The organism is Dyadobacter frigoris (assembly GCF_005280585.1).
Classification (GTDB): domain Bacteria; phylum Bacteroidota; class Bacteroidia; order Cytophagales; family Spirosomataceae; genus Dyadobacter; species Dyadobacter frigoris.
The window spans coordinates 394,618-414,305 of record NZ_SZVO01000004.1 but is presented as its reverse complement, the minus strand read 5'-3'; the positions used below and the strand labels follow the sequence as shown (position 1 = coordinate 414,305).

The window sequence follows — 19,688 nt, the reverse complement described above, 5'->3', positions numbered from 1 at the left end:
GATAATTCTTTAAAACAAAATTCAGGATCATACACTGTAAACTGACAGGCTTTTGTAATTCATTTCCATGCTTTCAATGGATGGGCGCGTAAAACTTTCCTGCTCAACTATAAAGTGTTTCATACCGGCTTTTTTACCCTCTTTTAAAATATTTACATAGTCGATAGAGCCGTTTCCAATCTCCGTATTTTTTTTCTTATCAAGCTTGTCCATGTCCTTCACGTGACATAACGGAAAGCGGTTAGGATACTTTTTAAAATAAGCAACCGGATCGTGCTGGCCTGCTACAAGCCAGAAAATATCCATTTCCCACTGAACCAGTTTAGCATCTGTATTTTCGAGCATAAAATCGTACATAAGAGAATCTCCTATCTTTTCAAATTCAAAAGCATGGTTATGATAAGCAAATTGCAGACCGGCTTTTTTGCATTTTTCTCCAACTTTATTAAAAAGTTCGGCGGTGCGTTTCAGGTCTTCCGGCGTGGTTCGCAAGCTTTTATCCAATGAAGAGCAAGTCAAATAGGGTTGTCCGGTTTCCGCAGCTTTGTCAACCAGTTCGTCAAACCTGGTCAGCATCGTTGCCTGATGCCACGATTCGGCTTTTCCATCATTCTTGCCCGATCCAAAATGGCTGCTAACCAATTTCAAACCCATACCATTAAGCATAGAAGAAAACTCCTTTGGTTCCATGCCGTAATAATGACCTTTACTTCCTGGATAAGATTCTATCTCTTTGTAACCCACATTGGCAATCTGCTGTAAAGTGCCTTTAAGGTCTTTTTCCAACACGTCTTTTAAAGAATATAATTGCAAGCCCACTGCCTTTATTTTCTTCACTTCTTCCCTTTCGCTGATCAGGAAATTCCCGCCTTTCGAAATTGAAGGCAGAGCCAATGCACTCAATGCAAGCGCGCCAGTATTTTGAAAGAATTTTCTCCGGTTTATCATTTTATGTCTTCGTTTTAATAGATGTTTTTAAGAAAATTACTTTGTGCTTGCTTGTGAATCCGGCGAACCCACTTCTCCCGAATTGCTTATAAATGCCACCTTTTTGCTGTCCGGCGACCAGGACGGTGTGTTGATAGTTCCTTGTCCGCCATATACATAGGCGATAACTTTGGGTGTCCCGCCACCAATCGGCATCATTCTCAGATATACATGTTTGTAAAAAGGATGATCTCCGGCCGGCACTTCTTCTTTCAGAAAAGAGATGAAAACAATTGATTTCCCATCGGGTGAAATGTGTGGAAACCAGTCATGAAATTCACCTGTTGTAACCGCTTCCTGTTCGCTGCCATTGGACTTCATTTTCCAGATCTGCATGGTTCCGGTGCGGTTAGAATTGAAATAAATGTATTTACCATCAGGTGTATATTCCGGACCGTCCTCCAGTCCTTTGGCTGTGGTTAATTGCACTTCCGGGCCGCCGTTTGAAGGTACACTGTAGATATCATATTCATTATTCCGGGAACCTGTAAAGACAAGTGTTTTTCCATCCGGCGACCAGCCGTGCAAATAGGACGGACCTTTGGGTGTAATTTGTTTGGGAGTTCCGCCTGTTATATGGACCGTCCAGACGATAGAACCACCAAGTTCATTAACACCACTACTCAGTCCGAGCATTTTACCATCAAAAGAAATAACATGGTCGTTGTTGTTGTTTTTAACAGTTCCGGTGTTAATTAATTTAGGCTCGCGTTTTGCCAGATTAAAGTTATACATGGATCCTTCTCTGTTGTAAATTAGACTCTTACCATCGGTGGTCCAGTTTGGTGCCTGTAAAGATTTTGGAGAATTATAGATAATTTCCCTTTTACCGGTGGCAACTTCCAGAAGCTCAATACTGCTGCCCAGATAGTTTTTGTAAGGCACCAAAGATTCGGGAGCAGGAGCGGAAATCCGAACGTCGCTGTAAACACCCTTTTCAACCACATCTTTATTGTGCGAACCTAAAAATAATCCTAAATAAATCTCATCTCCCAGATCCAGGTCAGCAACCTGTTCGGTAACAAATGGCTCACCGAATTTGGCGACCCGCATCGTATAAGTGTTGCCTTTCCGTTCCAGTTGAATCACATCAGCATGCGTGAGCTTCGAACGGATCTCTTCTGTTTTTGCAGCATTCGTTTTTCTGAATTGCAAAGAAGTCAGTCCGTCACCATGTACCACCGCATTCACATGTGGAGAAGTTCCTTCAAGATTTGTGCGGGCCATCCAGCCTACTTTCCGGTGCGGATCTACACCTTTTCCGATGAAACGCGCCCTTGTGTAAACAATAAAATCGCCTTTCATTTTTTTCCATAAGAAATGGAATTCATCATGATCCAGCCAGATATTGTAACCGGATCCGCTCATTTCATATTCCCGTGTTTTTGCATTGTAAACAGCAGATCCCGGCTCCACATCTTTCCCAATGTCCCCATGGCCGTCAAAAACCCCGAGCGCTTCCTTTTGAGAAAAAGCAGGATTCAGGCCCAGGCAAAACAGAAATATTATAAACTTCAGACTTTTCATAATGGAGTATAATTAGGAGTGTTAACAAATGAAAAATTAAAAAAATCAGTCAGCGGCAGTAATCATATGATTTTCATACGCTATTAAAAATCTTTCTGCCTCCAGGGCGGCCATGCAGCCCGAACCCGCAGCCGTCACAGCCTGCCGGAAATGCTTGTCCTGAACATCGCCGCAAGCAAACACGCCGTGAATATTTGTTTTAGTGGAATCTGGTTGTGTAATGATGTAACCCTGCGCATCCGTTTCCAGATATTTACTGAAAACGGATGCATTCGGATGATGACCGATCGCTACAAAAAAGCCCTGCAGCTGAATTTCACGCAGCTGCCCGGTCTGGGTATCTTTTACCAGCGCTCCCGTAACTGTACTTTCTCCCAGGATTTCTTCTGTATCCGTATTCCAGTGAATGGTTATATTGGGTGTGTTCCGTATTCTGGACTCCATAATTTTAGAAGCCCGCATGTGATTCTTTCTTATCAGCATGTGAACATGATTACAAAGTTTGGACAAATACATTGCTTCTTCACAAGCAGTATCGCCAGCGCCAACAATGGCAACATCCTGCCCACGGTAGAAGAACCCGTCACAAACAGCACATGCAGAAACACCACTTCCATTAAGTCTTGTCTCAGAGGGCAGGCCCAGCCATTTCGCAGAAGCACCAGTTGCTATGATTACTGTATTCGCAGTGACTGATTTTTTACCATCAACCTTAATCTGATGAGGATGTATGGAAAAATCAACGTGTGTGACCTCGCCATAACGGATATCCGCATCAAACCTTTTTGCTTGTCTATCAAACAATTCCATCATTTCCGGCCCCATGATCCCATCAGGAAATCCTGGATAATTTTCTACATCATTGGTGATTGTCAGCTGGCCACCAGGCTGATTTCCAACATACATTACTGGTTTTAAATTTGCGCGTGCTGCATAAATTGCAGCGGTATAACCCGCAGGTCCGGCGCCGATTATCAAACATTGAACATGTTCCATTAAATATCAAATAAAGGTTTGAATAACTCATCACCACGGATGGTTATTGAGCAGTTTACATCAGGCTTCCGGAAATGAGTATATCGGCAAAGCCTGATGTAAAAGACTAATAGTATCTGCCTACATTTTCCACTATCAGTTTTTTCATTTGTTGCGGTACAATGGAACCCTGGGTCCGGTACAAAATCTTTCCGCCAGGTCCAATCAAAAGAGTATATGGCAAAGCACCTTGCCATTTGGGGTCAACGGCTTCGATAAGTTTGTACTTATCCTCTGAATTATAGATGTAATTCTTGCCGGAAGCCTGCATTTTTTTTAGCAGCTCCTGTGCTTTTTCTTTTTTATCAGGTTTATCTGCACTGATAGTGATAAACTCAAAATCGCGTCTGCGGTACATGCGGTTAATTTCCACAAATTCTGGCAATTCAGTTACACAAGGTCCGCACCAGGTTGCCCATATATTGACCAGACGCACCTTGTCCGTATCATTTTTCAACAATTCTTTAATCGCAGCATCATCAATAACTTCCAGGTTAACAGGCTCTTTTGCCCAGACCGCAGGAGCTTTCACCGCCCATTCGCCTTTTTCTACCCATTTTACCGAACAGCCGAATGTTTTGGTCTGAGGCACGGCTACTGTTTTATCGGCCAGCAAGGCATCCAAGGCATTACGCGCATCTTCCGCGTTGGCAGAGCCTGGTTTCTCTGATCCATCCAAGCGTCCCACATATTGAAGCTTGCGTTGCTTGTCAAAAATAAAGATGTGCGGAGTAGCGATTGGGCCATAGGACCTTGACATCTTTTCTGTCTCTCCATCATAGAGATACGGGAAATTATATCCCTTTTCCTTTACCCGGAGCTTCATCTCCGCAAAACTGTCACCCATATCGGTATAACCAAGTTCGTCCAGGGCAATGGCCTTGGGATCGTTTGGAGAAACTGCAACAACGGCAACCCCTTTTGCTTTATAATCCTTGGTTAATGCAATTAAACGATCTTCGTAAGCCTGCGCTGTTGGGCAATGATTACATGTGAAAACAACGACCAGTACTTTTGCCGCCGTAAAACTTTTCAGGGAGTATGTTTTACCGTCGGTTCCAGGCAAACTGAAATCAGGCGCGACGGCACCGATTTCCAGCGTTTTAACCTCAGCGGCGAAGCTTTGGCAAGCTGCCAGCAAGAAAAAAAACAGTGGAAAAACCTTTCTGAAATAAGCAGATGATTTCAAACAATTCATAAGTGTTTTGATTTAAGTATGATAAAAAAATTAGATGCTATTGTCATTCATGATTCTGCTGCAATACTTTCCCGCTCAAATCGATGGCGGTTAAACGAATTAGCGTTACTGCATGTTCGGATATCGCCTGATTCCCATGATTCTTATGCACTCGAATTGTGACATATACCTGGCAGATATTTTTTTAAACTTCGGCACCCCGCTAGCCATGGATCCGCTCATAAGCCTACGAACCGGAATACAAATCTCCTATGGACTAATTTTTAACATCCACAGGAAGATTCAATTAATTGTCAATAAAATTCCATATTTTAGTTTGTCAAAATTGGGTACAAATTCAGCAGCAGTACAATGACAGATGTAATAAATAGCAAGGGTATTTTTTTTAATGCCTGTAATTGTTGTCCACTGGCCTCAAAACGCGTTGAAACCCGATTCAGATTTGAAGGGATTCTCAAAGGACATAAATCAGACTATGAGGCTGCCAACCAAGCGGTCGTCATCAGTGCAAGTGCATGGTATACAAATTCCTGATACGCATGCCAATATTCCCGATTCAATGTGAGAATCCCTGCTGAAATTCGCATCCAAAAACCACGCTGCTTTGGCACTTCCTGCACTAGCATTGGTTATAAATAAACGCTGTCTTGAACTTCGGCGGATCGCGGTAAATGTCCCTGTATACTCACTGTTATCTCCGCTCAATTCCAGTCCTCCGTAACTTGAACCCTCATAGGTAATATTTCCGCTTCCTTTAATATTGCCGCTAAGTTTGCCGTAACCTGTCCAGCCATTCCATAAATAAACATTCCCTTCGACTTCAATATTATTCGGAAGAAACGAGTTTGTATCATCCGTTGAAGAGATCGAAGAGCCATTTTTCATGATAATTGTACCTGTTCCCAGGGGCCCGTTAACCGATCCGTTTTCTCCGCCCAAATACCTGATTTGTCCGCCGTTGATTATCGTACCACCGTTGTAGGTGTTCAAACCTTCCATCACCAATGTACCGACGCCCCTTTTATTTATAGCATAGCCTCCTGAAAGCAGCCCTTTGAGCTGCTCCCCCGGCAGTATTGATCTGTACATTGTTATTTAGCGTTATCGGCATCTGAAGTGTCTGGTTTTTAGTCGAATTGTTCTCAATTCCGCTACCAAGACTAATCTGGTTTCCCGTCATTTGATAACTGCTGTCGCTGAAAGTGATCTGTGCCACAGCCAAGTTAGTGAGATCATTTTCCAAAATCGCAGTTGATTGCGGCGGACCAAAAGATACAAGAGCAGGACTCGCGGGGACTCCCCCATCCCAGTTATTGGCATCCGACCATAACCTGGTGGCAGGATTCACTTTCCACAGACTGCGATTGGTGCCCGGAACGCCCAGTCTCTCCGGCGAATTGCCACTTTCCAATGAACTGCCTGCTGCCGAAACAACATAATAGTATAACGTTCCATTAATAGCTGTCACATCTGTGTAAGTGGTTGCCGCAATACCGCTTGCGATTTCTGCATATGGACCATCTGAAACTGCACTGCGTTTAATCTTATACGTTATCGCTCCAAGCGCTGCCGGCCATGACAGGGTAACTTGCCCGTTGCCACTCACGGCCTCGGGCCTTACCGGCGTTTTTGGAGGTAATTCAGAACCTATTTCGTTGGACGGGTTACTTTCCAGCGTCCTTGCGAATGCAGTAACAATGTAATAGTTTAGGCTTGGTTTTGCACTGTTATCAACAAAAGATGTTAAGGTTACATTTGAAGCAATTAGGTCGTAAGGGCCTCCTGCTGTCATGGAATGTTTAACGGTATAACTGCTTGCGTTTTCAGGGGCAGTCCAGGAAACTGAATATTTTATCAATAGCAGAATTGACCACACGTATCAATGTTGGAGCGTCGGGAGCGACGTTGCTCGTGACCTGTAAGATTAATATTGCCGTACCTGTTCCGGACGCATTCGTTGCGCTTATCATTATCTGAGAGCTTCCAGGCGAAAGCGGAACACCTGAAATTATTCCGGTATTGGCATCGATGCTCAGTCCATCTGGCAAACCTGAAGCAGCGAAAGTTATGGGAGAATCCGATGCTGTAATCTGATACTGAAAACTAGTACCGGCCACCGCAGCGGCGGCAGTGGAGCTGCTGATTATCGGTGAACCTTCGGGCGAAGGATTAGTAAGCTGCACGTCAGTGAATATGGCCGTAGAAAGTGCCGAAGAATTTCCAGAGGTCACTCCAAGACCTATGTAAATGTCTGATGATAAAGCAATTTCAACATCTGCCAGCGCTGTCCAGTTAACACCATCGGGCGAATCGTAAGTAAAGATCCGGCTACCAATTCTTTCCATTTTAAGCCAATAGGGCGCTGAAAAACAATAATGTAGAAGATATCCTCCGGGAGGATTATTCCATGAAACATTGGTTTTGCTAAATGCGGCGGCTCCGCGCCATGTAGAGTAAATTCCACCCTGTGCGTTCGCATAGAGCCCTACATATTTTGAGTCCGGATTCAATGTTTCCCTGATCAATAGCCCTGCACGCGCGTTGGCACCACCCTGGACGGAGATAACTTTGGTCACAAAAGAGACATCTCCGGAAAGTTTTTGGAACGCAAATTGAAGCCCGTCAGGTCGTGACAAAGCAGGAACCGGGATACTTTCTCCCGCTCCTTTTATCGTCCGGGTTCCTGTGTTAAATTCAGCAGATCCTTGCAACCCAACCGTTCCGATTCCGATGGTTGTAAGATTGAAGACCGGTTTTACCGTGGGCAAAATTCTTGGCGGCAAAACAGTTGCGGATGAGTTGTCAGCAGATTTTCTATAAAAAAAATTTCCCGTGTTAAGACCATACTCCGTGCGCATCAGGTCTATCCAGGGTGTTGAAAACCCTTTTCTGACAGCATACGCATTGGCAAGGATCTCGTGCGCCACCAGAGATTTTCTATCTCCAGCCGTGCCGGCATCTCCCCAATTAGTAAAACAGGCATAGCTACTCCCAGCTGGAATAAACTGACCCGCGTAATCCGCAGCTACCCGGTGGTAATGCGCGTGCTGTTCGCCGATTGCCAGCATCCTGTTATCAAATTCGGCACACAAATCGATACCTTGTTTCCAAACAACTTCCAAGCACCAGGCCAACGCTTCAACCTGACCACGCCAGTGACCTTCATCGCGTCCTGAATCACCAACCTGCCCATTGCTGAGACTATTAGACGAACCGCCACCGTCGGTTCTAAGCGCATGGACAGCCTGCTGCCATTTCACAGGATCCTGCAAAAAAGCTGCGATACCAATAGCCGCTTTTAACTGAATCGCTCCCTGATTGGCTCCCCGAATCGGATTTGGCACATCCACAACCGGCCAAAGCACCTGTGAAAACCAAGTGTTCACAACCTGCGTGTCTTCCGCTGTCCAGCCCGGATATGTTGATTTCAGGATATCAGCTGCCGGAGCAAACTTGTCTGCATAATCACCCACATCAAGAAAATCTTCGTCACCAGCCCACTGTTTATTGACAGTTGCCCAGCCGATCAGAATTTCCTTCGCCTTTGCCCCATAAGTGTCTGTACCGGTAATGGCATACATCATGCTTAAATTAAAAAGCATGGTCATATCCCTGAAAAACGCGGTTCTTGCCGCATCGATATTGGGAGCCCGGCTAACGATAACCTGCGGGCTCGCAACATAATTGGAATTCGACTGCGCGCTGAATGCGTTGTAAGCAGTCTTCCAGGGCTCGGTGGTGATATTTACTTTTAACTGGGCAATATCGCCCGCGGTAAAAGGTGCGCCCGGATGAACAGACTGCGCTTTTGTATCAAATATCAAAAAATATGATAGCACAGCCACTATATATAAAATACCAGATTTAACTTTCATAATACGCTCTTCGGTTTATTTGAATAATCATACTGCATAAAAAGTGTAAAACAGACACAATAGCATCTTTTAAACTCACAATCATGAAAAATGCAGGAGAGTATGGCAGCAGATAAAAAAGAAGTCGCCAGGCAAATCGTGGTTTGCCTGGTGACAGTTTACCAGGATTTGTTTTGTTCCAGTATCCCGTTAGAAGAAGTGATGTAAGTAGAAGGAATAGGGAAACGACTAAATTTCGCAAAGTTGAAATTAGTCCTTCCATAGGTATTTTTTAATAACGCCTCGGTATAGCCCGTTCCGTCGCTGCCGTCTGCTGCCGCGACTTTATTATAACGAAACAAATCAAACCAGCGGTTGAATTCCAGCGCAAGCTCTACCCGGCGCTCTTTCCATATTGCCAGACGCAGTTCTTTTTTACTGGTCGCGGTAATTTCAGGCAATATACCCTTTCCCGCATTTAAACCAGCTGTGACAGATGCCTGAAAAGTCATGCCTCCACGTGCGCGGAAACGGATCTGTTCCAGATATTTAAGCACATCTGCCTGGCTCCCCAGTTCGTTGCTCGCTTCTGCGTTGATAAGCACAATATCTGCGTAACGCAAGAACATCGGGTTCACATTCTGAAAAGAAAAATTGGACTGGTTCCAGTACGAAAACGGCCAGATAACCTTCTTGTTTGCATAACCCGCATTGGCAGGAAATGCAACAGGTTTGTTATTGTTGTAACCTGAGATAGAATCTGTTTTTGTGAAAATTGTTGCCTTAAAACGCGGATCGCCACTCTCATAACTATCCACCAGATCTTGCGATGGATAAATTATTCCATTGGTAAATGCAGGCAATCCCTGGTATTGTAAATAGGGATTATACCAACGACCAGCAGAAATGGAAGAGTTGAAAATGTAACCTCCCGGCATCATGTTTTCGGCATCATAAAGTTTTTCAGGACTAAACACACCACGGTAATCCGGGTTCAGACTGTATTCTCCGCCATTAACTACCCGCATCAGCATATACTTTGGCATTTGTATAATCGCCCTCATATAAATACACCTTGGCAAGAAGCCCTTGTGCAGTGCCTTTTGTCATACGCCCCAATTGTACTGTTCCCCACTGAGCTCTTGTCGGCAGATTGTCTATTGCATATTTGAGATCAGAAATTACAAGCTTGATAATATCAGCACGCGGGCTTTTGGGAATGTTATACTCCTCCAATGACGGGTCATGATCTCTTAACGGCGCGTCACCAAAAACATTGGTCAGGTCAAACTTATAATAAGCACGGAAAAATTTAGCCTGAGCCTCATACAATTTGGCTGAAATGGGTGCTTTTGTACCCAATGCTGCAGTGCGGTCTATGACAACATTGGCGTAATGAATATTCTGATAAGTCCTGTCCCAGAACTGCTGAATGTAAGCATTGTCGGCCAGGAACGTATAATTTTGAAACAGGTTCATGTTGGCATCCGAGCCAGGAACAAAGTCATCACCGGACAATTCATGTGTGCTGAACTGTTGCCGCCCGATGGTATATTCCTGCCATGCCAGTGTACCATACAACCTGTTTACAGCTAATCCCAACGTTGTGGTATCGGTATCAAATGTTGCAGTTGACAGCGTACCAAGTGGCTCCTTATCAAGAAAACTCTCACTGCATGAGCCTAATATTAAGGCTATTAGGGAAGATAACGCGTATATTTTTATATTTAATTTCATCGTTAAAGCAATTAAGGTTTTTAGAATGTCACGTTTACCCCAATCCTGGCTGTGCCTGAAACCGGATAAGTCCTGAAATCATCGCCCATTGTCGTCACTCCGTAGGAGTTGGAAACCTCGGGAGAAAATCCTTTATATTTTGTTAAATAGAATGGATTGGTTGTATTAGCATATACCCTCAGACTTAAAATCCTGGCTTTACTTAACAGCTTCGTACTTAGCGTATAACCTATCTGAATAAACCTGGCTTTAAAATAGCTTCCGTCGGAGATCGTAAAATCCGATTGCTGCGAAGTCGATGTGTTAAAGGCATACCGCGGAATATCAGTATTGGTGTTCGTTGGGGTCCATGAATTAAGCCACTCAACATTCAGATTGGTAAGTCCCGAGCTCAGAAACTGATTTCCGTTGCACACCATAACCCACAACGACAACTTCATCCAATGATTTATCATTAAATTTCAGGTCAATATCAATGACAGAAGAAGTCCCTACTTTAACTTCATGACTGGTATATCCCACAAATGAAAACACCAGAATGGCTTCTTCGTCGGGTACACTTAAAGTATAAGCGCCATTTACATCTGTGGATTTACTATATACGAATTTCACATTTGCCGTTACTTCCAATTCCGAAAGTATTAATCGTATCGTTCTTTGCTGCGCTTCAATCGTTACTTTTTTTTGTAACAGCTCCTGGGCATGTGCCTTATCCCCGTAAGAATAAGTGCAGGCAATCACTGCCAAAAGCAACTGTAGGGATGACGCTTTCATATATAGTCCACCATGGGTCTATGATTTGTAGTCTTTTTTGCATTGTTTTACATTGTTTAGATCATGAGATGATTTACACGCTCCCAGTATTTCATTTGTCCAGAATGAAACAACCGAGATTTTCAAGGGATGGGCAGGAGCCGAAGTATGTGTCCAGCATCTTCGGCTCTTTTTGCCTTCTGATAAAGGAAAATCCATTTTCATTTGGTTTAATTTTAGCTAAAATATTAATTGGAAACTTTGCATCCTATACCGCTTAGGACAACTTGATCTGCTTTCACCTGATAACTTGCCCCAATCGCAGCACATAGAACATCAAGCTGTGCGAAAAGGTCTTTAAAGTGAGACACATCCGCAGTGATACTACAATTGTCAAGATTATTGTTTTCATAAATTATGGTTGCACCATAAGCCTTTTCCAACTGAGGGACGATGACAGAAAGCGGGACATCTTTATAATTGAAGTTCTCAATTATCGTTCCTACTGCATCTTCCTGCTAAATAATGACGGGCTGATCTACCAAACCTGTTAGCATAGTTTCATTCTTAGGAAAAAAAGTGACCTTTTTATTAGGTGTGAGTGTCACTTCCCTATTTTTTTCAGATGTTACCGCACTTTCAAAGTTATTTTGAACTTTCACAATTCCTGTCACAACCGATACTTCAATACTGCCTTCCTGTTTTCTTCTGATACTAAAACTGGTTCCAACCACTTTTTTAATAATATAATCAGAATAAACAAGAAAGGGTTTAGCCTTATTGGGTGTTATGCTAAAAAACCCATTTCCTTTTAAAATACCTTCCTCTCGCTCACAGCAAAAACTTCCGGAAAATACAGCGTAGCTCCTGGGTCAAGTGTAATCTCGCTCCCATCCGAAAGTTTTACTAATTTCAACCGGTTGGTTTCATTTGTATTCCGCAGCAATTCTCTGATCTCAGAATCAGGAACCTTGGCGATAATGGAATACTTGTTTGAAACACTTGATTTATAAACTATAAATCCTGCCACTAAAATGATACATGCTGCCGCAAGTTTAACGTAGGCAGAATGCCACCACTTTGTTGTAAGTATTGGTTCAGGTGTTTCTGCCTGACCGTGCATTCCTAATTTAATCGAATTCCACATCTGAATTTTCGCTTGCTCGTCTTCGAGCAAATCGTTATCTGTATCCTTTGCTCCCAAAGAGTCGTACCAGAAATCAACGACTTGTTTTTTTATAGGATTTATACTGTTATCCTGATAACGTTGCAACAGTCGGTAGAGACCTTTCCAATTCTTTTTCATATATGATTTTGTAAGCCACTAATATGACTATATATAAAAGAAGTCGGCTAAACACGGTCAAACACGAAAATGGTTTTACATATTCTTGAATAATTCATATAAATAAAATCATTTATCAAGAATTATCTTGAAATATTCACTATAACTTTTCTGCGAAATTATAGTTCTAAATAATGGAATAGCAGCAGGGAGATATACACTGAATAATCCCTCAGTTGAAGTCTGAGGATTTTGAGGGCCTGGCTCATATGGTTATCCACTGTCCGGGTTGTAACATTTAGAATTTTGGCAATTTCTCCGATCGACTTATGCTGGATCCGGCTAAGTTCAAAGATGTTTTTTGTGCGCACAGATAGCTGGTCAATACAAGCTATAATTGCCCGGTTCAAATCGTTATACGCGAGTTCCTCTTCGGTATCCCAATCTGCATCAGAAATGTTGGCAAATACAGACTCTGCATGATTTTTTCGAACAATCTCCTTTTTATAAAAATCAATTATTTTAAACTTGATTGTGCCGAATAAATAGTAATCCAATACCTTAATTTCCAGTTCTTCACGTCTTAACCAAAGGTCAAGAAAAACATCCTGCACTATTTCCTTAGCATTTTCTGATATCTTTATTTTACCTACCACTATTTTGTAAAGCTTATTCCAATACCGTTCATATATTTCTTCAAATGCGGTTGTACTACCCATTTTTAACGCATTCAGTCGTTCAATATCGCTCGTAAAAGTACTGGCATACAAAAGCCTTCCGGTGGATAAGATATAGTTAAACACGAAGGTAATAAATTAAACTTTATTAATAAAAAATATAACTTAAAATAGATATTATGTTAGAATCTTAATATTCTAACTTCGACAAACCTTCTTCATCTATTTGAATTGAATCTGTCCATCGATCTTCGGCTATTGAGAATACATACATATTGGGCATCGGCATCTGGAAGAGTCAACGTAACACTCCCCAGCTGCTGCATGAACAAATCCTGGTGTTCCGGTTCGAACTGATCCGTCACCGGTTTGAAATCCTCGAACTTAGGGTGTTTTGATCGTAAAATTTTTCCACCTTGCTCGATTAAACCGGAAAGATGCCGCATCGTAGTCCGTACGAAATTATGGCGATCTATCTACTTTCGAAAAATCAATAGAAAAGACTCAAAATCAGGCATATATATAACTTTATCAAAAACCATTTTCTTGATTATTTCCAAGTTTGCCTTCTTATACTTCTTTTGTGGCACGTCTTAATAGGCTTTCCGAAGCATTCAAAAGTCTGGTATGTATGTTAATTGAACAGCATAGCACAAGGATGCGGACTTAAATCAATAACATGGCAACCCTTAGTTACTAAATCGAAGCCTTTTTGGTCACCTTTGATGTATCAAATTATTCAGTTTTAAATATAGGATCGGTAAGGCCAACGTGGTTTGTTTCTGCCAACATTTGAATAGTAAAAGTTTCAAACTGTTCCGCAAAGATACATAATTTGCGTTCATGTTTAAATATTACTATATTTGAACATTCTAATATAATAATATTTAAAATAGCAAATGAATAGTCCCTTGCATTTATATAAAGCTGAGTTTTTTAAAGCTCTGGGGCATCCCCTTCGACTGGCCATCCTTGACTCCCTGCGGGATGGACCTTTATCAGTCACAAAATTACAGGAAATGGTTCAAGTTGACCAATCGATTTTGTCTCAGCATTTGGCCAAATTAAGGTCGTTCAAGTTTGTGACGGCCAGAAGAGAGAAGACTACAATATTCTATCATGTACATGATACGGACGTGTATATCTTTTTGGACCTGGCAAAAAATATTTATGGAAGGCAATTGCAGCTTTCACAGGACATATTGAACCAGCTTAATACTACTGAGCATATCTGATGGGCCCTAAAACCGCTAAGACACTGCAATTACATCAGAGCTATTATTAACGTAATTCATGGAAATAGTTTCCTTAGCGAAGAAATCAATACTACTTCCTGCTCAGCACCACATAAAGATTTTATACATCACACTATAATTGGAACAGTTTGGGTAAATTAAATTATGACTGATTTGGTAAAGTAAAGTTCACATTTACTTGTTGACGATGAATTTTTCAACTAAAAGACATCACTTTACCAAGTAAATCAATTAGAACCATATAAGAAATAGAAAACGGTAACTGAAATGCAATACACTTATAATAAACTGATTTCTATTATTGTAACACAAGGAATTGCAAGGCGTTCAGATATGACCCCCTTGGCTGACTTTCAGCAGGACTTGAGTTATAAACCAGCTGATATTTTTGAACTGATCAGACTTGCTGAGAGGGCTTTTAAAGTCAGCATACCATCTGAGGATTATGACCAGTTTTCAACATTATATGATTCGGCATTTTATGTAAAAGAGAAACTTGAAATCAAATGATATCAAATCAAAGCGGTCGTACTCTTCCACCCAGGGTACACCTGAATTTTAATCAGGTAAAATTTTCTGATAAAAGCGGGAGCAGTACGATGGATAACAAAATGAAGTTTTTATCAACCCGCCTGGGAAAGAAAAAAGATTGTGTCTCGAGATCAAAAACATGGAGTATTATCAATCTTAAATGTCCACGTTGCCATCGAGGAAACCTGTTTTCCAAAACACACCCTTACACTTTTAAAGATGGGCTAAAAATGCCGGACAATTGTACAGTTTGTGGGCAGGATTTTAAAATTGAGCCCGGTTTTACATTGGTGCATTATGGGCAAGCTTTCCGATTGTAATTGTGCTTATGGCTTTCTTTTCAATTCTTTTACTCGCGATTTTCAAAATGCAGCTTGAGTGGTTTTTTGTTTGTATTACTCTGATACTATTTCTGTTACAGCCAATAATTATCAGACTAGGCCGGTCGATATGGATTCATATCTTCATACATCATGAAGCATCCGGGTTCAATTAAAGTACTCGACCTCTTCATTAGAGCTGGAATTGGCTTAACCTTCCAGGCTGAGGGTTTCTAAAACGAGTTTTAACGAACTATCAATAATCTATTTTATAAAATGATTTTCAAACAACTGAGAGCAAACATTGATGTTGACGATGATACTTTTAACGAATTATATCCCAATCGTATAAAAAAACTGTCAAGCCGCCATTGGACTCCGGTCGTTGTTGCCAAAATGGCCGCTGAGTATCTTGCCAAAAAACCTAATATTAAGGTACTGGATATTGGTTCTGGGGCAGGGAAGTTTTGTTTGGTGGGTGCTGCTTGCACGCAGGGGATGTTTTACGGTATTGAACAAAGGGATTATTTAATTGAAATTTCTAAAAAAATTGCTGCTAAATACCATTTACCAAATATTGAGTTTATTAATTCCAACATTAATAAAATTAATTTTTGTGATTACGAGGCATTCTACTTTTTCAATTCTTTCTATGAAAATGTAGATACTTCTTGTCCAATTGACAATATAATACTTCCCAGCAACGATTTATTTTATGCTTATTCGAATTATGTGAAACAGCAACTTCAAAGCACAGCAGTAGGAACGCGTTTGGTTACATATTGTACTGATTCTGACAATATACCAAATAGTTTTAGTCTATCTCATTCTGCTTATTATGGGTTTTTAAAGTTCTGGGACAAGGTTTTATAATGAATTTCTATAATTAAATCGTATTTTTTTCATGATTTAATGAATCAAAATAGAAGTGATTATTAGGAATAATCAAGAACGTCAATCAGAATATATACAAGAATTTATCATGAAGATTAAAGAAATTTCTGGCCTTAGAACAAGCCTGGAAAATTTTGATCTAATTTTTGCTTAAAATTAATTATGAATAATAATGTGTATTCGATTATAGTGGGTAGCGGAAGCTACATCCCCACGGTCATTGTTGAAAATCAAGATTTTTTGAATAATGAATTTTTTACACCAGATGGCATAAGACTTAAAAGATCCAATTTGGAAATCATTCAGCAGTTTGAGAAGATTACCGGAATTCGCCAAAGGCGGTATGTAAATTCAGATCTGGTAGCGTCCGATATCGCCTCTTATGCTGCCAAAGATGCGCTGGCGTCGGCACAAATTGATGGAGAAACACTGGATTACATTATTGTGGCCCATAATTTTGGTGATGTCAGAGATGACAATCCCCGAAGTGACTTTGTTCCTTCACTTGCTTCAAGGATCAAACACCAACTGAATATCAAAAATCCCAATGTAATAACTTATGACCTGTGCCTTGGCTGTAGTGGCTGGCTGCAAGGGATAATCCAGGCAGATCTTTATATTAAATCTGGTTTGGCCCATAGAATATTGGTCATCGGGACTGAAACGCTGTCACGTATGATTGATCCCCATGACAGGGACAGTATGATTTTTTCAGACGGCGCAGGCGCTGTTGTGGTTGCTTCAACAGAAAGCACAGTACCAGTGGGGATTATAGCACAGACAGCGCAGTCATATGCAAGCGAGCTGGCATATCTTCTTAAAATGGAAAAATCCTCAAATCCTGACTATGGCAGCAACAGGCTCTTTGTCAAAATGCAGGGGCATAAGCTCTATGAAAGTGTTTTGAAAATATTTCCAGGGTTGATAAAAGATTGTATTTCCAAAGCTGGATTATCTATCACAGATATCGATCAGGTCCTCGTACATCAAGCCAATAATAAGCTGGACGAAGCAATCTTGAAACAGCTTTTCGCCCTTTATGGTATTAACCAGGTTCCGGACTTGGTCATGCCTATGACCATCTCCTGGCTGGGAAATAGTTCAGTTGCGACCATACCAACTTTGTATAATCTGCTTTCCGAAGACAGGATTGAAAATTATACACTCCAGCCCGATAGCTTTATTGTATTTGCTGCCGTTGGTGCAGGGCTCAACGCGAATGCCATTGTCTATAAAGTACCTCGTTAATTAGTATAGTGTAAGTTTTGGCTGACGATGTTTCTATTTATTGGACGGAGATTCTTCGGGAGTTACTTTAACGCCATAAAAAGTAATTATTGCTTAAACACTGCTCCTTAGAATCAATTGTACTATATCAGGTGGGGAGAAAACCTCCACGAAAGTCGTGGCGGTTTTCTCCTTTTTTAGTTTACCAATTGCAGATAAAATTATCCCTTTCTTTATAGTAAACTAACCCCTCTCTTTCTGGTTTATATATACTGGAAAGGTAAAAACAGTATGATACATTCTCTAAACCAGCGATAAAACCAGCTAATGGAATTTCTGAAAAAAATTATTCACTTAATTCAAAACGTAGTTTACTGAGTCAATCCAATTTGTTTCATAAAAGACATGTTATCCCAGAATAAATATCCTTCAATCATTTTGCCATTCTTCCAGTGACCAATAGTATTTACAGGTAGCCACGCAACCGATGCAGGCCGCCGAGTCAAAAGCAGATTGAATTATGCCGACCGTTTTTGTCACCGGCAGTTCCTTACGCGCAAAATTGAAAATCATCAAATCCTTGACCGGCTTGAAGATCTGCTGAAAAGTTATTTTAATAGCACAGACCTATCAATGCAGGGTTTGCCAAGTGTACAATATATAGCCTAAGAATTAAACAACCACATTCTTAGAAGGTGGATTTTGTGAAAAGGTGAAGGCATAGCCTTCAATAGCTCATTCATACTTAGTCAAACAAGTTGAAATGTTGACCATTATTTTCTTCTTTCTTGTCTTCTTCTTCTTGATATTTTACATATCGGCGGATTACATCTTCGTTGATACCTACCGTATTGACAAAATACGGCATCGGCCTCCCGGCCCCGTGACCAAAAGTGATTACCCCAATAGGTCTTTTTCTTCAATCGAGGATAACTTTTGAACAGTTTTATAGCCAATTCCCCCTTCAAAGTACCCATCAACACCGATACAGAGACTTTGGGAGGAATAGAGACAACAAGATGAATATGATCCGGTTGTATGTTTAATTCTACAACTTCACAACTTCCAAGGGTCTATCCTAACTTTAACATAATCTTCACCTTTTGAATGAAATTTATCAAGGTCTGGGGCTTTGTTGGAATTGAACCAGTTGTCGATTTGTTTTTTTCGCCTTTTCCAGCCCCGAATCTTTTTTTTATTTGTTAAGAGCATAAATGTCTTTTACAGCCCGATAAATTTAATTCGACAAATTAATTAATAGAAATATATTCCTTTTTTGAGACTGATACTATTAACCAATTAAATTAAGCGCTTTTAACATAATATCTTTTGAATAAGCATACTTCATTGATTGCCAAGGCATTTTATTAACCCCTTCGGATGCATGACGCCTGGCTGACTCCAAATCCTCAAAATGCCCCTGATAAATCGAAATAATGTTATTGATTACTCCCAAGGTCTTTCTGTCATTATCGGTAGAAACCAAACTGATTTCCTTGTAAAGGCCCCTAATCAGCGCTTCATGGTTGCCCAATATATTGTCCGATTTAAGCTGGTCAATAAGCGCTTCCAGGAAAAGCCGGTTGATGTAGTGGATATTCCTGTGATATGATGCCTGTAAGCGAATCCTTTATGCAGTCTATTCCATGCTTATTGGTGATCCTGCCATGCACTAGTTTCACCAGTTGCTGTGGGTCATGATTACCCTCTGACAGGGCCTTGATCACTTTGCGCATCGACTTGCCACCAATGTTGGACAAATAGTTGCTCAGCCGGATATTACACCGCTGCAAAATTAAATCCATTCCTTGTTCGGCACGCTGTAAATGCCGGTTCAGATAGAATATCTTCCGGTTATAGTGCCGAAGTTGCTGAATTTGATCATCAGGGATGAAGCTGGATTTGATTAATCCCTTTTGCAGTACAATAGCAATCCAGTGCGCATCTTTTACATCCGTTTTTCGCCCGGGAAGCTGACGGATAAAGTAGGGGTTTACCAACTTTACATCAAATTCAGATTCCAGAACACGCCATACCGGAACCCAGTAGATACTGGTGCTTTCCAGGGCTACTTCCTTCACATGATGCAGACACAGCTGCTGACGCAAACGTTCAAGCTCAGGAGTTAAAGTGCCGAACTTCTCTTCAAACTTCTCGCCAGAATCTGTTAATATGCACATAAAGACACTATCGCAGCGGCGAACCGTCTTTGTGTACATCCAGGCCACAAAATCCTTCCATAATTGTTTGGTTTTTGGTACATCACTATAACGATTTTGGTGGTGATTCTGTGGCCCATTTTTATTCAACGCGATTATAAATCTCGCTTTTTTGTTAGTTTGTTTACAAAAACGAAGTGTGAGCGGCATCATCAAGTTTTAAGTGAACCACTGGAATTAGAAGGGAA

The 19,688-nt window shown here is 41.1% G+C and carries 22 protein-coding genes and 1 pseudogene; 4 read left to right on the top strand and 19 right to left on the bottom strand.

Going from position 1 to position 19,688, the window contains the following annotated elements:
• Window positions 1-27: 27 nt before the first annotated feature.
• From FDK13_RS11005 to FDK13_RS10930, 16 genes are all read right to left on the bottom strand, one after another.
• The gene (locus FDK13_RS11005) at window positions 28-948 is read right to left on the bottom strand and encodes a sugar phosphate isomerase/epimerase family protein (protein WP_137340030.1); all 921 of its coding nucleotides are present in this window, start codon (window positions 946-948) and stop codon (window positions 28-30) included.
• Between the two features lie 36 nt (window positions 949-984).
• On the bottom strand, window positions 985-2,514 hold the full coding sequence (locus FDK13_RS11000; protein WP_137340029.1) for a TolB family protein: 1,530 nt from the start codon (window positions 2,512-2,514) through the stop codon (window positions 985-987).
• A gap of 45 nt (window positions 2,515-2,559) precedes the next feature.
• Complete coding sequence (trxB, locus tag FDK13_RS10995) at window positions 2,560-3,510, bottom strand: thioredoxin-disulfide reductase (protein ID WP_137340028.1); 951 nt, start codon at window positions 3,508-3,510, stop codon at window positions 2,560-2,562.
• Window positions 3,511-3,616: 106 nt separating this feature from the next.
• A complete protein-coding gene (locus tag FDK13_RS10990) occupies window positions 3,617-4,747 on the bottom strand; it encodes a redoxin domain-containing protein (protein ID WP_137340027.1) in 1,131 nt (376 codons plus the stop codon).
• A gap of 468 nt (window positions 4,748-5,215) precedes the next feature.
• The gene (locus FDK13_RS10985) at window positions 5,216-5,836 is read right to left on the bottom strand and encodes an autotransporter-associated beta strand repeat-containing protein (RefSeq protein ID WP_137340026.1); all 621 of its coding nucleotides are present in this window, start codon (window positions 5,834-5,836) and stop codon (window positions 5,216-5,218) included.
• The gene (locus FDK13_RS10980) at window positions 5,769-6,539 is read right to left on the bottom strand and encodes a fibronectin type III domain-containing protein (protein ID WP_137340025.1); all 771 of its coding nucleotides are present in this window, start codon (window positions 6,537-6,539) and stop codon (window positions 5,769-5,771) included. Before FDK13_RS10980 ends, FDK13_RS10985 begins: the two co-directional genes overlap by 68 nt.
• Window positions 6,540-6,570: 31 nt before the next feature.
• The gene (locus FDK13_RS10975; RefSeq protein WP_137340024.1) at window positions 6,571-8,622 is read right to left on the bottom strand and encodes a putative Ig domain-containing protein; all 2,052 of its coding nucleotides are present in this window, start codon (window positions 8,620-8,622) and stop codon (window positions 6,571-6,573) included.
• 158 nt (window positions 8,623-8,780) lie between these two features.
• Window positions 8,781-9,647 (bottom strand): RagB/SusD family nutrient uptake outer membrane protein, encoded by an 867-nt coding sequence (locus FDK13_RS10970; RefSeq protein WP_170982779.1) that lies wholly within the window; start codon window positions 9,645-9,647, stop codon window positions 8,781-8,783.
• Window positions 9,616-10,338: a RagB/SusD family nutrient uptake outer membrane protein gene (locus FDK13_RS10965; protein ID WP_137340022.1), complete on the bottom strand. Its 723-nt coding sequence runs from the start codon at window positions 10,336-10,338 to the stop codon at window positions 9,616-9,618. Before FDK13_RS10965 ends, FDK13_RS10970 begins: the two co-directional genes overlap by 32 nt.
• Before the next feature lie 20 nt (window positions 10,339-10,358).
• Complete coding sequence (locus tag FDK13_RS10960) at window positions 10,359-10,778, bottom strand: hypothetical protein (RefSeq protein ID WP_137340021.1); 420 nt, start codon at window positions 10,776-10,778, stop codon at window positions 10,359-10,361.
• Window positions 10,702-11,112 (bottom strand): carboxypeptidase-like regulatory domain-containing protein, encoded by a 411-nt coding sequence (locus FDK13_RS10955; RefSeq protein WP_137340020.1) that lies wholly within the window; start codon window positions 11,110-11,112, stop codon window positions 10,702-10,704. The genes FDK13_RS10960 and FDK13_RS10955 overlap by 77 nt, the downstream gene beginning before the upstream one ends.
• Window positions 11,113-11,130: 18 nt before the next feature.
• Window positions 11,131-11,316 (bottom strand): hypothetical protein, encoded by a 186-nt coding sequence (locus tag FDK13_RS10950; RefSeq protein WP_170982778.1) that lies wholly within the window; start codon window positions 11,314-11,316, stop codon window positions 11,131-11,133.
• 23 nt (window positions 11,317-11,339) lie between these two features.
• A complete protein-coding gene (locus FDK13_RS36605; protein ID WP_374756096.1) occupies window positions 11,340-11,585 on the bottom strand; it encodes a DUF4974 domain-containing protein in 246 nt (81 codons plus the stop codon).
• Window positions 11,586-11,609: 24 nt separating this feature from the next.
• Window positions 11,610-11,882, bottom strand: coding sequence for a FecR family protein (locus FDK13_RS10940; RefSeq protein WP_229216010.1), 273 nt, complete (start codon window positions 11,880-11,882; stop codon window positions 11,610-11,612).
• A gap of 20 nt (window positions 11,883-11,902) precedes the next feature.
• Complete coding sequence (locus tag FDK13_RS10935; protein ID WP_137340017.1) at window positions 11,903-12,397, bottom strand: FecR family protein; 495 nt, start codon at window positions 12,395-12,397, stop codon at window positions 11,903-11,905.
• Between the two features lie 158 nt (window positions 12,398-12,555).
• A complete protein-coding gene (locus tag FDK13_RS10930) occupies window positions 12,556-13,179 on the bottom strand; it encodes an RNA polymerase sigma-70 factor (RefSeq protein ID WP_137340016.1) in 624 nt (207 codons plus the stop codon).
• Between the two features lie 773 nt (window positions 13,180-13,952).
• On the opposite strand from FDK13_RS10930, the gene FDK13_RS10925 reads away from it, so the two are divergent.
• From FDK13_RS10925 to FDK13_RS10910, 4 genes are all read left to right on the top strand, one after another.
• Window positions 13,953-14,288: an ArsR/SmtB family transcription factor gene (locus FDK13_RS10925; RefSeq protein WP_137340015.1), complete on the top strand. Its 336-nt coding sequence runs from the start codon at window positions 13,953-13,955 to the stop codon at window positions 14,286-14,288.
• Window positions 14,289-14,576: 288 nt separating this feature from the next.
• Window positions 14,577-14,819: an acyl carrier protein gene (locus FDK13_RS10920; RefSeq protein WP_137340014.1), complete on the top strand. Its 243-nt coding sequence runs from the start codon at window positions 14,577-14,579 to the stop codon at window positions 14,817-14,819.
• A 617-nt stretch (window positions 14,820-15,436) separates the two neighbouring features.
• Window positions 15,437-16,033 carry a methyltransferase domain-containing protein gene (locus tag FDK13_RS10915; RefSeq protein WP_137340013.1) on the top strand — a complete coding sequence of 199 codons (597 nt, stop codon included), beginning with the start codon at window positions 15,437-15,439 and terminating at the stop codon, window positions 16,031-16,033.
• Between the two features lie 183 nt (window positions 16,034-16,216).
• The gene (locus tag FDK13_RS10910; protein ID WP_137340012.1) at window positions 16,217-17,302 is read left to right on the top strand and encodes a 3-oxoacyl-ACP synthase III family protein; all 1,086 of its coding nucleotides are present in this window, start codon (window positions 16,217-16,219) and stop codon (window positions 17,300-17,302) included.
• A 724-nt stretch (window positions 17,303-18,026) separates the two neighbouring features.
• On the opposite strand, the pseudogene tnpA reads toward FDK13_RS10910, so the two are convergent.
• The 3 genes and pseudogenes from tnpA to FDK13_RS10895 form a co-directional block, all read right to left on the bottom strand.
• Window positions 18,027-18,342: pseudogene (gene tnpA, locus FDK13_RS10900) on the bottom strand (IS200/IS605 family transposase); the annotation flags it as partial.
• Between the two features lie 230 nt (window positions 18,343-18,572).
• Window positions 18,573-18,842, bottom strand: a complete 270-nt coding sequence (locus tag FDK13_RS36600; protein WP_374756095.1) for a hypothetical protein — start codon at window positions 18,840-18,842, stop codon at window positions 18,573-18,575.
• A complete protein-coding gene (locus FDK13_RS10895) occupies window positions 18,838-19,653 on the bottom strand; it encodes an IS110 family transposase (RefSeq protein WP_220417347.1) in 816 nt (271 codons plus the stop codon). Before FDK13_RS10895 ends, FDK13_RS36600 begins: the two co-directional genes overlap by 5 nt.
• Window positions 19,654-19,688 lie beyond the last annotated feature (35 nt).